This window comes from Fischerella thermalis PCC 7521 (genome assembly GCF_000317225.1).
Classification (GTDB): domain Bacteria; phylum Cyanobacteriota; class Cyanobacteriia; order Cyanobacteriales; family Nostocaceae; genus Fischerella; species Fischerella thermalis.
In genome coordinates this window covers 23442-36714 of sequence record NZ_AJLL01000072.1, presented here as the reverse complement: position 1 = coordinate 36714, position 13273 = coordinate 23442, and the positions used below count along the sequence as shown (strand labels likewise).

Sequence of the window (13273 nt, the reverse complement as noted above, 5' to 3'; positions counted from 1 at the left end):
GAGGTTTTTTACCCAGCCAGTGCGATCGCTTGTCTCATTTTGGGAACACTGAATTTAGTCTCCCAAGGAGTAATATATATAACAGCTAATCGCATCAGTTCCAATATTTCCCAGACAGATAGAGAAGCAGTAATGCAGGCGATCGCAACTATCAAAGCCAAGTTACCATTTCTGATTGACAGCGTGAATGATTGTTTTGAAAATCAAACACAGATGAACACAGATGCACACCGATAACCCATCTGTGTTCATCTGTGTGCATCGGTGTTCGTTAATCATCTCATCTATACTGCGAACGTGGCATTTCTTATTTCAAATGAAAAGTTTCCAGTTTCAAACGTGGCGCTTCTCATTTCAAATAAGAAATTTTCTGTTTCAAGTGAAAAGCTTCTTGTTTGAAGTAAAAAAAATTCCTGTTTTAAGTGTGACATTTCTCGTTTGAAGTAAAAAATTTCCTGTTTGCAGCCAGAACTTTCTAGTTTTGATCTAGGAATTATAAGCTACTGAAGGGAAATTATGTTGCTGTAGTAGGGATGGAAGGCGTCGGAGATCATCATCCTTGGAGAGTGAGAATTTGGGAAAATTTGACAATCTTGCAACGCCACAGTACTTCTGCTTCTGTTTGGATACGTTGGCTAGGTTGTGGGCGAATCTTGTTTTCTCTACCCTGGTCTTTAGTTAAAAGGTTGACTTTGAGTTTTCGTCGCTTGGGTTAATGTGGAGTTCGCAGGATGGATCGGTGTTCATCTGTGTTCGTTTTTACTTTACTAAAACTAATTCTCCCTTTCCTTTAAACAAAACTTACATACCTGGTAATTTGTATACAGAAATTACGGTTTATCCCACTGTATGTTGATATCAGCCTTTTTAAAGTAAAGGTGTCTGTTGTTTATACTCAGCACAATCAGCTGAAACATTATGGTTAATACTCTTTCTGAACAAAATTTGGCCAAAACTCTTGAACAAGCTATTGTCGAAGCGATCGCAGAAGCACGGGAAGCTTGTGATCTAAATGGCAGTAACTCTAGTGCTTGTGCTGTGGCTTGGGATATTGTTGAAGAGTTACAAGCGGAAAAATCTCACCGCCTACACTCGACTAAAACTCGAACCTACCTGGAAAATTATTGTCAAGAACATCCAGAAGCGGATGAATGTCGAATTTACGACCTGTAATTTCTGGCAATGCTAAGGGTGCAGAGGTTAAAATATTACTAGTGCAGCATGGCAACGATAACTATGCAGTCAAAATTAAGTCAAAAACCAGCTTGCACTAGTAAGGTACTGTGTAATTAAACATACTCTCTAATCAAAGCTCAATTTTGACTTCTAAGAGAGCGGTACTAGCCTCAAAGCCAGGAGTCGGTCAGCTATGAAAGCACCAGGTCTTGATATCGAAAGGATTCGTGCCCAGTTTCCGGCATTGACCCAAATAATTAATAACCAACCCGTTATTTTCTTTGATGGACCGGGAGGTACACAAGTACCTGGGTCAGTAATAGATGCGATCGCTGATTACCTGGTGAGGTCAAATGCTAATGCCCACGGGGCTTTTGCTACAAGTGCGCGGACAGATGCGCTGATTGATTCGGCCCGGACTGCGGCGGCTGATTTACTTGGATGTGACGCCACTGAAGTGGTCTTCGGTGCAAACATGACTACGCTCACGTTTGCTTTAAGTCGGGCTATTGGTCGGGAAATTCAACCTGGTGATGAAATCATTGTCACACGTCTCGACCACGATGCAAATGTTTCTCCTTGGTATGCGTTGGCAGAACGTGGTGCAACTGTCCGTTTTGTTGATATTAATGTTGAAGACTGTACTCTCAACTGGAGTGACCTTGAACAGCAGATAAATGAGCGTACACGTTTAGTAGCAGTTGGGTACGCTTCTAATGCTGTCGGTACAATTAATGATGTTGCTGCGATCGCACAGCTTGCTCATGCTGTCGGGGCGTTAGTTTTTGTTGATGCAGTCCACTACGCACCTCATGGCCCCATTGATGTGCGATCGCTCGATTGTGATTTTCTTGTCTGTTCTGTCTATAAATTTTTTGGGCCTCATGTCGGCATTCTCTACGGCAAACACGAACATCTGGCCCGTTTTCAACCTTACAAAGTCCGACCTGCTTCTGATGAAGTACCATCTCGTTGGGAAACTGGTACACTCAACCACGAAGGTTTAGCAGGTATGGTAGCAGCAATTAATTATTTGGCGAAAATAGGTTGTCAAGTCGCGCCCTCAAAAGAAAATCACTTGCTTTATGACCTCCTGAAAGCTGATGCAGGTAAATGGCAAACATTTCGTTGTCCCCCCAGCCGTTCAACATCGTCATCCTTTCCCAATCGGCGTGCTGCTTTAGTAACTGCCATGACAGCTATCCAACAATATGAAGCAGAACTTAGTAAACACCTAATTTCTGGACTTTTGCAAATTCCTGGGCTAACTATCTACGGTATTACTGATCTAGAACGCTTTGCTTGGCGGACACCAACAGTAGCATTCCGGCTAGAGGGGCAATCTCCCCAGATGGTGGCAAAAATGTTAGGCGATCGCGGTATTTTTGCTTGGCACGGCAATTTCTACGCAAGTAGCTTGACACAAAAGCTAGGAGTAGAAGCTAGTGGTGGTTTGGTGCGAGTTGGACTATTACACTACAACACGGTGGCAGAAATTCGACGGTTGCTAGAAGAGTTATCTGAGATAGCGGTGCTATCAAAATAATTAATGGTGTGACAATCCGAAGATCAGCGATCGCGCTGTAAGTAAGGTTTTACTTGGCTATATGCAACTCACATCTTTTCAGATTTTTGAGCATTTTCTGCAACTGCGGATCATTTTTGGAAAATAGCATCGGTAAGCAGGATTGCTGACGCCTACAACTGTCACAAAGCATACTACTTCACCCCCTTTTATGGATTTTGCAGAGATTGTCTAAACCAGGAAAAGCTTAACTCTAGGGAGGTAGTTTTCCCAGAATAGTAGTGTGTTTGGAGTAGTATTTTTGTCCTTCTATATCTTTACTCGGGGATCGCCAAATGTGCTTCTCAGGACAGTTAAAAAATAGTTAAAGTTTCTTTAAGTATCTGGATAAGTTAGGTAGATAAGATCCCCGACTTAATATTGGAGGGTAGGGGAGCTGACAAGTGTAGGTTTTTAATTCAGAAACCCCTAGCAGTGTTTGAGGGACAAAGCGCAAAAACCTACACCTGTGAGGAGTTATTTTTATAGAAAGAGGAAAATCCAAGAGTGATCTTGAAACCCCCGCACAAAACGTAGTGGCGTGCGGAGTGGATGTCAAGAAAATCCTCTTTGCATGGACTGTTGCCTAGTTTTCTATCTAGTCTAGAGTAAAAAGCGAACCAACACGTACACTGACGCGGTAAATAGTTGCAATAGCATGATAGGAATACCGTAGTGCAGAAAAGTTTTGAAGGAAATGCGGCGTCCGTGTTGTTCAGAAATCCCGGCTGCTACGATGTTAGACGATGCTCCTACTAAAGTTCCATTGCCTCCCAAAGTAGCACCAAACATCATTGCATAAAACAGTGGTAATACCTCTGGCGGAAATTGTCCTTGAAAGTTTGACGCCAGAATTTCTGGTGGCGCTAACCCAACATTAACAACGTACTGTTTGAGTAAAGGCACCATTGCCACTACTAAAGGAATATTAGGAACTACGCTAGACAATAGTCCTATCAAAAATAGTAAAACAAGTGAACCCAGAAAAATATTTTTTCCCAAAACAATTCCCAAAATTCCTGATAAATTGTTGATGACGCCAGTTTTTTCTAGTCCTCCAATTAGCACAAAGATACTCATAAAAAATATCAATGTACTCCAATCAACATCCCGCAAAATATTATTAACAGAATCTATTTTGCCATGATGTGACAAAAGCATTGCTAAAGCTGCTCCTAGTAAAGCTACAGCAGCTGGTGAAATCGGCACTGGTAAGGAATCTCCGATGACAAAAAATAGTAGTACGAAAGCTACAATTAATGCTCCTAAGAATAAACTACGTGGATGATTAATTTGTGGATGTGGCAACTGTTCTAGATTTTCTAGTTTTGTATGCCAAATTTTGCGGAATAAAAATGGTAAAGTAGCTATTACAGTAACAACAGCGATCGCTCCACCTAAACTTAAGCGTTCCAGATAATTTATAAAGCTAAGGTTGATGGCATCACCCACAATAAACGTTGCTGGATCACCGACTATTGTTAGTAATCCAGCACTATTAGCTATGAATACCATTAAAATAAGTAATGGTACAAAATTAACTCCGACTTCTTCAGCCATTGGTGGAATTAAAGGTGCTAATAACATTACTGTTGTGGCATTAGGTAAAACTGCACAAATAGGAGTAGTAATAGCCACAATACCGAGTAAAAGCCGTTTACCCTCTCCTTTGGCTAGTAGTACAATTTGAGTCGCTAAATACTCAAATATTTTTGTCGGCTCAAATGCTCGTACCAGTACCATTACACCAAAAAATAAGCCTATTGTGCTGTGGCTTCTGCCTATATAGCCAATAGCTTCTTGTAATGTCATGACATTGGTAAATACTAATAACAAAGCACCTAATAACGCTGCTATTGTTAGATGAATCCACTCTGTCATGATTAAAAAAATAACAGTAACAAAAGTAAAAATGCTCAGAATAGCTTGCCAGTTTTCCACAGACTACACCTGGATAAAATTAACAGTTATCAGTTATTTATTTTGCTGGAAGTTTGAATCCCTAATGCAAATTTGAAAGCGGATTACTATTTACTATAACTGATTTAATAATTCGCATATTAAGCGAAAAAGTCACCTATTGTAGATGAATTTTATATAGTACTATAATAAATAGTGATTATTTCCAGATATATAAATACAAATGATAAAAAAATTAAGTTTTATTTGCAAAAATAAAAACACATACTTAAGTGTTTAAATAAAGCTAAACATAGGTCAAAAATAATTACTAGATAAGATTATTATTTATTTTTTTGAAAAAACTAAACACATTTCAAATAGTCTTATTTCCTATTGCAAGAGTGCCTTTTGCCTACCTCCACCAATGAATCAAATCGAATTACTATTATATAAGCTTGTAGTGAGTGCAGCAGAGGTGTAGTAGTTTCTTATCACTTAGCACTCATTACAAGCTGTAATCTTTATTCTTCATCAATGCTAGTAGGTATGCCTATGATCGCACAAGGGAAATGGGAACCTAGCTGTTGCACAATCGGATGATTGGCTGATTTACAACCTAAAAACAGCACAGTCGCAGTTTCTGATGCAACAACTTTCTCTAGTTCATCAGCAACACAACCAAAGCGCAGATGAGCTTTAAAATAACTTTGCCATTCGTCAGCCAGACAACGTGCTTGCCATAATATACGTTCTGCTTGTGCAAATTTATTTGTTTGAGTTAAGACGGTAGTTTGAACATTTTTTGATGGTAAACTGATGGGGCAATATGCTGGAATCTGCTCAAAGGATTCACTAGTTTTAAAATCCTGTGTTGGCAAAACGTCAAAAAAATCATTGGTTGGGTATTCTTCTAAAACATAGACAGCTTGAACTATCACATGTGATTTTGTTGCTAAGCGGGTTTGATGAGCAATCAATAAACTAATATCCAACGCAGTGTGACTGTTGGGAGAACTGTTATAACCAACTATGAAGTTGATTGGTTTTGCGGATTGAGCTTGTTTTACAAAAGATGTAATTGGGTTACAGTGCAATAACATTTGCTCAATTAAGTCATCTCTATTGATCGCGTCTTGCAAACGCATTAACATTGGCTTGATATTCACGGCATTCACTTCTTTGCAATCAAAATTGGATGTGGGTAGTTGCTGGTTGATTGTTGGTAGTTCGTTTTCCCAAACAACAAACAACAATTAACAAATTACTATTTACTATCTACTAACAAAAAACTATTCATCAGTCGTAAAATTTCGTTCTAGGAAATTTAGCGCATAATTACGGAGTTCGTAGTATTTTTCTGAGTTTCGCATATAGGCGCGATCGCGTGGATGGGAAAAGGGAACTTCTAAAATTTCTCCTATTTTAGCAGCTGGGCCATTTGTCATTAAAATAATGCGATCTGACATGTAAATCGCCTCATCAACATCATGAGTAATCATCATCACTGCTTGGCGATGATTTTCCCAAATATCTAAAACTTGGCGCTGCAATTTTCCCCGAGTTAAGGCATCTAAAGCTCCAAAAGGTTCATCCATCTTTAACAGCGTTGATTTACCACAGCCAGAATGACCAATTACAGAAATATATTCATCTTCACCTACTGTGAGATTGACATTATCTAAGACAACAAATTCACCGCCATCATTTTTGGGATAAGACTTGACTAAATTTTCTATTTCTAAAAAAGCAGAGTTGTTCAATTTATGCCTATCATCCATAGCAAAAGAGGTAGATTTAGTCATGAAATGCTCCAAGGTTAGAAAAATTATTGATACTTTTAGAAGTAAATGGTCAGATTTTTTCGTCAAAACTAAAGCCTAGATAGGCATTAATTTGGTTGTAGTGATCAAGATGGCGATCGCCATAACTTTTTTCTCCCAACAATTAAGACATATAAAAACGAGTGGGAGCGTTGGCTCTAATTTCAAAACTGTTGCACCGATTCTGGCGTTGGTAACAGCACCGGATACTACAGGGGAGGCATCAAGACGACCAAAAATTAGTCCGTCACGGGATGTTGCCCAGCTGGCTTCGCGGTTGAGTTTGACATTCAATCCATATTTACGGAAAAAACCTTTTTTCCAAGCGATCGCAAAGGGCGCACAGTCGTTAACTGGAACGTAACCAACAGTAATATTTGGTTTTTCTAAAGATTTGGGATTTACTACAGGTTCGACAGCCGCAGCTTCTTCCGTCAGTCCTTTAGCAGAGCGATCGCCTGAGATTGCACAGGAAGAGAGCGCCATTCCTGCTGCTGTTGCTCCTATTCCCTTAATAAAGTCTCGTCGATGCCAATAATTTTGGTCGGCGTTACTCATGGCTTTAGCTCCACAGGAGATGAATTGTTAATTGTTGATTGGACTTAGTTATTAGGCAGTGGTGTTCTGTTTTATTAGTTCTGAGGGGTTAAAATTAAACCGCAAAGACGCCAAGTGCGCCAAGAGAAGAGGAAAAAAGGGTAATTTTATCTAGCCCATCAAAAATTAATGCGATAAATCACTAGCTTAAGTTGAAGTTTTCGGACGATGGGTGACAAATTCTTGCAGCCTGCCCACAGCGTAATCAAGAACTAACCCAGTTAAGCCAATCACCAATACAGCAAGAAATACAGAACTCAAGTTTAAACGGCTCCATTCATCCCAAACAAAAAAGCCAATACCAATACCACCTGTTAGCATTTCTACCGCAACAATTACTAACCAAGCAATTCCTAAACTAATCCGCAAACCTGTAAAAATGTAAGGCAAACTAGCAGGTAAAATAATCTTGGTAATCTGTCGCCAACGCGGCATTTCCAATACTCGCGCTACATCTAAATAATCTTTAGAAACGCTAGAAACTCCCAGAGCGGTGTTAATAATTGTTGGCCACAAAGAAGTGATAAAAATCACAAAAATCGCTGAAGGATCTGCCAAATTAAATATCGCTAAAGCAATAGGTAGCCAAGCTAGAGGCGACACAGGTTTAAAAATCTGAATGATAGGATTTATCGCTAGCATTGCTGATCTAGACATGCCAATCAAAAATCCTACAGGAATCGCCACTACAGCACCCAAAAGAAAACCAATTAATACTCGTCTGATACTTGCCAGTAATAACCAACCAATCCCCAAGTTGCCCGGTCCACGTTGGTAGAAAGGGTTTAGTATGTAATCCAAATTGGCAACAAGTGCTTCTGGTGGGGTGGGCATCAATTCGTGGTTTGCTAAGGCGATCGCCCACCACAAGAGGATAATCCCCAAAAATCCCAAAGTAGGATATAAGATTACATCCTTGAGAACGAAAGGTTTTGCCTTTTTCCAAGCTGTTTGCCCAGCGACTGCAAATATTGCAGCCAAATTCAGTTGAAATATCATCAGATGCAACCTCAACAGAGTTAAGTGCAGGTACAAAAACCTGAGCAGTACCAGCCAAGGATGCTGATGAGGTTTAAACATTAAAAAAATGCTGCCTCTTCAGTCTCCTCTCAATGCCTACGAAGTTAGCTGACGGGCTAGGGCTGAGAGATGCCCTTCTCGTATGAGATACGCCCCAAAATGTGGTTCCTCCGCTCCAGCGTTAGCGTTGTCAATCGCTAGATTAGGCTGACTTACTCTACTTAAAACAACAAAGTAACATATATTTCTTGATATTGTATATCTATCTCAAGGTAAATATGATTATTGATTATTAAGTTGAATGTAACAAAACGTAATTTATAATTCCAATTAATCAAGTAGAAATTGCATCCGTAATTTTGACATTGACAAAGCTAAGGAAAAAAATAAAGCGACTTTACTACTTTTGAACATCCTTGTACAATATGCCGACAAAAAGCAATCTTTCCCAGATGGAATATGTATAAAAAACTGGCAATAACTACCTTGAGTCTCTTATTAACAACATTCACACCTGCCGTTGCGAAAGCAGAAACTGTGATGGAAAAAATAGCACGGACGGGAGTAATGACAGCAGGCACGAGCAAAGATGCGATTCCTTTTGCCTACACCAATAATCAGGGAAAATTGGTTGGTTATTCCGTAGATATGTTGAATCTGATTAAAGAACAATTAGAAAAACAACTGGGAAGGAAAATTAAATTACAATTGGTCACAGTAGCACCAGGAGAACGGATTCCCAAAATTCTTAATGGACAACTTGATATTGTTTGTGATGCGAGTAGTTTTACCTGGGAACGGGATCAAAAAGTAGATTTTTCACTTAGTTATGGTGCTACAGGTACTCAATTATTAGTCAAAAAGGGAAGCAATTTAGGTTCTCCTGAGTCTTTAATTGGTAAACGTATTGGTGTACTTAGCCAAACTACCAATGAATTAGCACTCAAGCGAGTACAACCCCAAGCTAAACTAGTCTTTTTAAAAGATCGGGCAGAAGGATATGCTGCATTGCAACAGGGGAAAATAGATGCTTTCGCATCAGATAGCATCTTGTTAGAAGGATGGTTAGGAACAACGAAAAACCCTGATGCTTTTCAAGTAGTACCCGATCGCCCTTACTCTAGAGAAGGCATTGCATGTATGGTTCCTGAGAATAACTCCAGATTCCTCGACTCAGTTAACTATACTCTCTACAAGTTCATGCAAGGATTTGTGGATGGTGACAAACGATATACCACTATCTTCGATCGCTGGTTTGGTTCCCATGGTGTGGTTTTTCTGAACAATGATTTACGTGATTTAGCAATTGAAACCATGCAAATAGTGATTGAATCCCGCGAAGAGATTTCTCAATAGTTAGTTATTTGTTGATCGTTGTTTGTTGTTTGGAGAAATAAACCAACAACCACCAATAAAACCTTGACATTGACACTAATGTCAAGGTTTAGCGTAAGAGAGTCAGTACTAATTCGACTCTCATGCTTTATCCAGAACGGTTGCATCAATTTACCAAAGAACATGCAGATGCGGTAGCAGCCCTTGTGTGTGGGTTGTTCTTATTTTGTGGATGGTTTGCTTTGCATCTTGGCTTTTTGGGATGGGCGTTGCTGCTGCTACCCATAGCCTATGTGATTGGTGGCTACGAAAGCGCCCGCGAGGGACTGACAACCCTCATCAAAGAAAAAGAACTGGATGTAGATTTGCTGATGATTGTGGCGGCGCTTGGTGCTGCGGGGCTTGGTTTATGGCGTAGAGAGTATTACTTAATTATTGATGGGGCTATTTTGATTCTCATCTTTGCAATTAGTGGTGCTTTAGAAGGTTATGCTATGCGGCGAACTGAACGGAGTATCCGCAGTTTGATGAGTTTAACCCAAGACACAGCTAGGGTTGTGCGTCGGGGAAATCAAGAGGTTATTCCCATCAAGCAATTGCAAGTAGGAGATGAAATCATCGTCAAGCCAGGAGAGTTAATTCCTACAGATGCAGTGATTGTGGAAGGTTACAGTACTCTCAACCAAGCTGCGATTACTGGTGAGTCTTTACCTGTGGAGAAGACGGTGGGTGATGAAGTATTTGCTGGTACGTTAAACGGGTATGGGGCGTTGAAATTAAAGCTGCATCAACCACCAGAAAGTAGCTTGATTCAACGGGTGATTCGTTTGGTACAGCAAGCCCAAACAGAAACGCCTCCTTCCCAGCAATTTATTGAACGATTTGAACGAGGCTATGCGCGGGTAATTGTGATCGCTGGAGTACTGCTGTTAATTTTGCCACCCTTCCTTTGGAATTGGGATTGGGAAACAGCGATTTATCGGGCTTTGACTTTTTTGGTGGTGGCTTCTCCCTGTGCGTTGATGGCTGCTATTATGCCAACACTGCTTTCGGGAATTGCTAATGGTGCAAGACAGGGGATCTTGTTTAAAAATGGCGCGCAATTGGAAATGATTGGGAAAGTCCGAGCGATCGCTTTTGATAAAACAGGTACTCTAACTACAGGACTCTTAGAAGTATGTGAAGTCATTCCTACTAGTGATTACACAAAAGCTGATGTATTAAAAGCTGCTGCTTCTGTAGAATCGCGTTCCGAACATCCCCTTGGACTAGCAATTGTCAAAGCTTCAAAAAACCTAGATTGGAAAGCTGCAACAGAAGTACAGGCTTTCCCTGGACAGGGAATTGTAGGTATTATCGATAACCAGGAAGTCATAGCTGGGAAAGATGATTTTGTCAAAAAATATGTGGCAGATTTACCGAAAAATTTAATTGAGATTGCTACAAACCTAGAGTTACAGGGGAAAACAGTTGTTTGGATAGCAGAAAAAAGGTGGGGAGAAGGAGAGGTGAGGAGATGGGGAGAAAGATTTCACCCCACCATCCCACTACCCGAACATCAAGTACTAGGTATAATTGCCATTGCTGACACAGTGCGATCGCAAGCAGCAGAAACTATTTCTCGTCTGAAAAAATTGGGAATTGAGCAAATAGTCATGTTGACTGGAGATAACCAACAGACTGCTGAAAGTGTAGCGCGGGAGTTAGGAGTAGATCGAGTATATGCAGAGTTACTACCAGAAGATAAGCTACATGTAATTCGCCGTTTGCAGCAAGAGTATAAAACAGTAGCGATGGTAGGTGATGGTATTAATGATGCACCAGCCCTAGCCCAAGCATCCGTAGGTATTGCAATGGGTGCAGCAGGAAGCGATGTAGCATTAGAAACTGCCGATATTGTCTTAATGGCAGATAGATTAGAGAAAATCGAAGTAGCTATACGCTTAGGAAAAAGAACACAAGAAATAGTAAAACAAAATATCACTATTGCTTTAGGGTTTATTATTGTATTGTTGATTGGTAATTTCTTAGGTGAAATTAACTTACCTATCGGTGTTGTAGGACACGAAGGATCTACTGTGTTAGTTACCCTGAGTGGTTTACGATTATTAAAAAATTGACTAGTTGTTCGTTGTTTGGTGTTTATTTCAACTAACAACCAACAATCAACAAACAACAAATTTACTGTTTAACTGCCTTAGCGGATGCACTATTTTCTTGCTTGGTTTTATCTTGGCTAACTTTGCCATCAGGCATAATAGTAGCAGTTAATTTTGCTTTTGCTAAATTTGCACCTTCAAGTTTAGCTTTAGTTAAATTTGTACGCTCTAAGTTAGCTGCAAACAGAATACTATTTTCTAAATTCGCACCACTGAGATTCGTATTACTTAAGTTAGCACCGCTCAGATTTGCCCAACGTAAATCTACATCATTTAAACTTAAATTACTTAGATCCGCACCACTAAGATCGCATTCTTTGCAGTTCCTAGTTGACAACAATTTACTCACATTTTCTGCGACTTCTTTTCTAAGTGCATATCCTTGACTAGAAGGACGCCATAAATTAATTTCACCTAGCGCGGTAGCAGTGATGAGAGTTTTGCCATCAGGCGTGATACTAACAGCTTCTACCCAAGCACTATTTTTGAGAATCCGAACTAACTCACCGTTGCTAACATTCCATGTTTTGACGGTTAGATCCCGCGAACCAGTAAATAATGTCTTACCATCTGGACTAAAGGCGATCGCTTCCACAGTACCAGAATTGCCAGAAAGACTTTTTCTTTGTTGAGGATCTAAACTAGCAATGGGTAACTTTAATTTTTCCAAGTCAAGCTTCCAAAGTTCAACCACACCATAATTGCCGCTACCTGCTAAGGTTGTACCATCTGGACTGAGTGCCACAGCCACAACTTTTGGTGATTGTGTTGTCACAGTATTGACTAACTTTTTGTTTGCTAAATACCACAAATCGATGGTATTAGCATTATTACTACCAATAGCCAGAATTTGGGTTTTGGGGTTAAAAGCAACAGCATTTACCGTTCCTGTACTACCAGTGAAAGTCTCAAGTTTTTTAAAAGAATTAACATCCCAAATTTTAATAGTTTTATTAGTTTTGTCATCTTTGTCAGATTTTTTCTCATCACTCACACTGATGAGAGTTTTACCATCTGCACTAAAATCAACAAACTTGATTTCACTAGAATTATCAGCAAAAGAATATAACTCTTTGCCTGAACTTAAATCCCAAAGTTTAATAGTTTTATCATCACTACCACTGACAATTTGTTTGCCATCAGGACTAATTGCCACAGAATTAACAGCAGCATTATGACCAGAAAGTGTATTTTGTAGCTTACCAGTTTCTAAATTCCAAATTTTAATAGTTTTATCATCGCTACCACTAATCAGGGCTTTACCATCTGTGCTGACTGCGAGAGAATTAACCCACTCACTGCGACTAGAAGCTTGTGCAAGAGTAGTTTGCAGTTGAGTATCGCGCCAAAGTTCTGGGGGTACAAGAGTTTTGGAATCAGAACCTGCTGTTGTGTCTGTTTTTGACGATGGTTGCAATTTAAACAGATACAACCCAGCTGCGATCGCAACTACTGCAACTACCATTGGCGCTATAGTCTTTAAGGATATTTGCCTAGAAGTCATTGCTAATCACTTAAATATTTTTTGTATATTAGTAGATTGAATCACACCATAGGCAGATGATCCTATACTTAGGTTAATTACGACTTACGTAAAAAACTCTCAAACTCCTATTCCTCTGTGTACTCTGCGTCCTCTGCGGTTAATTTTTTCGTTAGTTGTACGTAATTTCATCTAGGTAAAGAGCAATCCCCAACTT

The 13273-nt window shown here is 39.8% G+C and carries 11 protein-coding genes, 2 pseudogenes and 1 riboswitch; of the genes and pseudogenes, 7 read left to right on the top strand and 6 right to left on the bottom strand.

What is annotated here, in order from left to right; translation table 11 throughout:
• The 5 genes and pseudogenes from UYK_RS24290 to UYK_RS0115835 form a co-directional block, all read left to right on the top strand.
• Window positions 1–237: pseudogene (locus UYK_RS24290) on the top strand (hypothetical protein); the annotation flags it as partial.
• Window positions 238–533: 296 nt separating this feature from the next.
• The gene (locus UYK_RS0115845; protein ID WP_016871745.1) at window positions 534–716 is read left to right on the top strand and encodes a hypothetical protein; all 183 of its coding nucleotides are present in this window, start codon (window positions 534–536) and stop codon (window positions 714–716) included.
• 202 nt (window positions 717–918) lie between these two features.
• Window positions 919–1173: a Calvin cycle protein CP12 gene (locus UYK_RS0115840; RefSeq protein WP_009454896.1), complete on the top strand. Its 255-nt coding sequence runs from the start codon at window positions 919–921 to the stop codon at window positions 1171–1173.
• Window positions 1152–1274 (top strand): hypothetical protein, encoded by a 123-nt coding sequence (locus UYK_RS27580; protein ID WP_257998924.1) that lies wholly within the window; start codon window positions 1152–1154, stop codon window positions 1272–1274. The genes UYK_RS0115840 and UYK_RS27580 overlap by 22 nt, the downstream gene beginning before the upstream one ends.
• 95 nt (window positions 1275–1369) lie before the next feature.
• Window positions 1370–2722: a cysteine desulfurase-like protein gene (locus tag UYK_RS0115835; RefSeq protein ID WP_009454895.1), complete on the top strand. Its 1353-nt coding sequence runs from the start codon at window positions 1370–1372 to the stop codon at window positions 2720–2722.
• Between the two features lie 621 nt (window positions 2723–3343).
• Here the strand turns inward: UYK_RS0115835 and UYK_RS0115830 are convergent.
• The 5 genes and pseudogenes from UYK_RS0115830 to ntrB form a co-directional block, all read right to left on the bottom strand.
• Window positions 3344–4681, bottom strand: coding sequence for an SLC13 family permease (locus UYK_RS0115830; protein WP_009454893.1), 1338 nt, complete (start codon window positions 4679–4681; stop codon window positions 3344–3346).
• A 482-nt stretch (window positions 4682–5163) separates the two neighbouring features.
• A complete protein-coding gene (locus tag UYK_RS0115825; RefSeq protein ID WP_009454890.1) occupies window positions 5164–5793 on the bottom strand; it encodes a hypothetical protein in 630 nt (209 codons plus the stop codon).
• A gap of 138 nt (window positions 5794–5931) precedes the next feature.
• Complete coding sequence (locus tag UYK_RS0115820; RefSeq protein WP_009454884.1) at window positions 5932–6444, bottom strand: ATP-binding cassette domain-containing protein; 513 nt, start codon at window positions 6442–6444, stop codon at window positions 5932–5934.
• Window positions 6445–6636: 192 nt separating this feature from the next.
• Window positions 6637–7020 (bottom strand): annotated as a pseudogene (locus tag UYK_RS0115815) (twin-arginine translocation signal domain-containing protein); the annotation flags it as partial.
• Between the two features lie 186 nt (window positions 7021–7206).
• On the bottom strand, window positions 7207–8058 hold the full coding sequence (gene ntrB, locus UYK_RS0115810; RefSeq protein ID WP_009454882.1) for a nitrate ABC transporter permease: 852 nt from the start codon (window positions 8056–8058) through the stop codon (window positions 7207–7209).
• A 99-nt stretch (window positions 8059–8157) separates the two neighbouring features.
• Window positions 8158–8298, bottom strand: a riboswitch (cyclic di-AMP (ydaO/yuaA leader).
• A gap of 240 nt (window positions 8299–8538) precedes the next feature.
• On the opposite strand from ntrB, the gene UYK_RS0115805 reads away from it, so the two are divergent.
• Together UYK_RS0115805 and UYK_RS0115800 are read left to right on the top strand one after the other, a co-directional pair.
• A complete protein-coding gene (locus tag UYK_RS0115805) occupies window positions 8539–9435 on the top strand; it encodes an amino acid ABC transporter substrate-binding protein (RefSeq protein ID WP_009454881.1) in 897 nt (298 codons plus the stop codon).
• 122 nt (window positions 9436–9557) lie between these two features.
• Window positions 9558–11534: a heavy metal translocating P-type ATPase gene (locus UYK_RS0115800; RefSeq protein WP_016871742.1), complete on the top strand. Its 1977-nt coding sequence runs from the start codon at window positions 9558–9560 to the stop codon at window positions 11532–11534.
• A gap of 61 nt (window positions 11535–11595) precedes the next feature.
• On the opposite strand, the gene UYK_RS0115795 is transcribed toward UYK_RS0115800, so the two are convergent.
• The gene (locus tag UYK_RS0115795) at window positions 11596–13077 is read right to left on the bottom strand and encodes a pentapeptide repeat-containing protein (protein ID WP_040469325.1); all 1482 of its coding nucleotides are present in this window, start codon (window positions 13075–13077) and stop codon (window positions 11596–11598) included.
• Window positions 13078–13273: the final 196 nt, after the last annotated feature.

Excerpts from the sequence above, each read along its gene's own strand:
- UYK_RS0115845 (WP_016871745.1), top strand. The coding sequence starts at position 534 with ATGGAAGGCGTCGGAGATCATCATCCTTGGAGAGTGAGAATTTGGGAA.
- UYK_RS0115840 (WP_009454896.1), top strand. The coding sequence starts at position 919 with ATGGTTAATACTCTTTCTGAACAAAATTTGGCCAAAACTCTTGAACAA.
- UYK_RS27580 (WP_257998924.1), top strand. The coding sequence starts at position 1,152 with ATGTCGAATTTACGACCTGTAATTTCTGGCAATGCTAAGGGTGCAGAG.
- UYK_RS0115835 (WP_009454895.1), top strand. The coding sequence starts at position 1,370 with ATGAAAGCACCAGGTCTTGATATCGAAAGGATTCGTGCCCAGTTTCCG.
- UYK_RS0115825 (WP_009454890.1), bottom strand. The coding sequence starts at position 5,793 with ATGTTAATGCGTTTGCAAGACGCGATCAATAGAGATGACTTAATTGAG.
- UYK_RS0115820 (WP_009454884.1), bottom strand. The coding sequence starts at position 6,444 with ATGACTAAATCTACCTCTTTTGCTATGGATGATAGGCATAAATTGAAC.
- ntrB (WP_009454882.1), bottom strand. The coding sequence starts at position 8,058 with ATGATATTTCAACTGAATTTGGCTGCAATATTTGCAGTCGCTGGGCAA.
- UYK_RS0115805 (WP_009454881.1), top strand. The coding sequence starts at position 8,539 with ATGTATAAAAAACTGGCAATAACTACCTTGAGTCTCTTATTAACAACA.
- UYK_RS0115800 (WP_016871742.1), top strand. The coding sequence starts at position 9,558 with ATGCTTTATCCAGAACGGTTGCATCAATTTACCAAAGAACATGCAGAT.
- UYK_RS0115795 (WP_040469325.1), bottom strand. The coding sequence starts at position 13,077 with ATGACTTCTAGGCAAATATCCTTAAAGACTATAGCGCCAATGGTAGTT.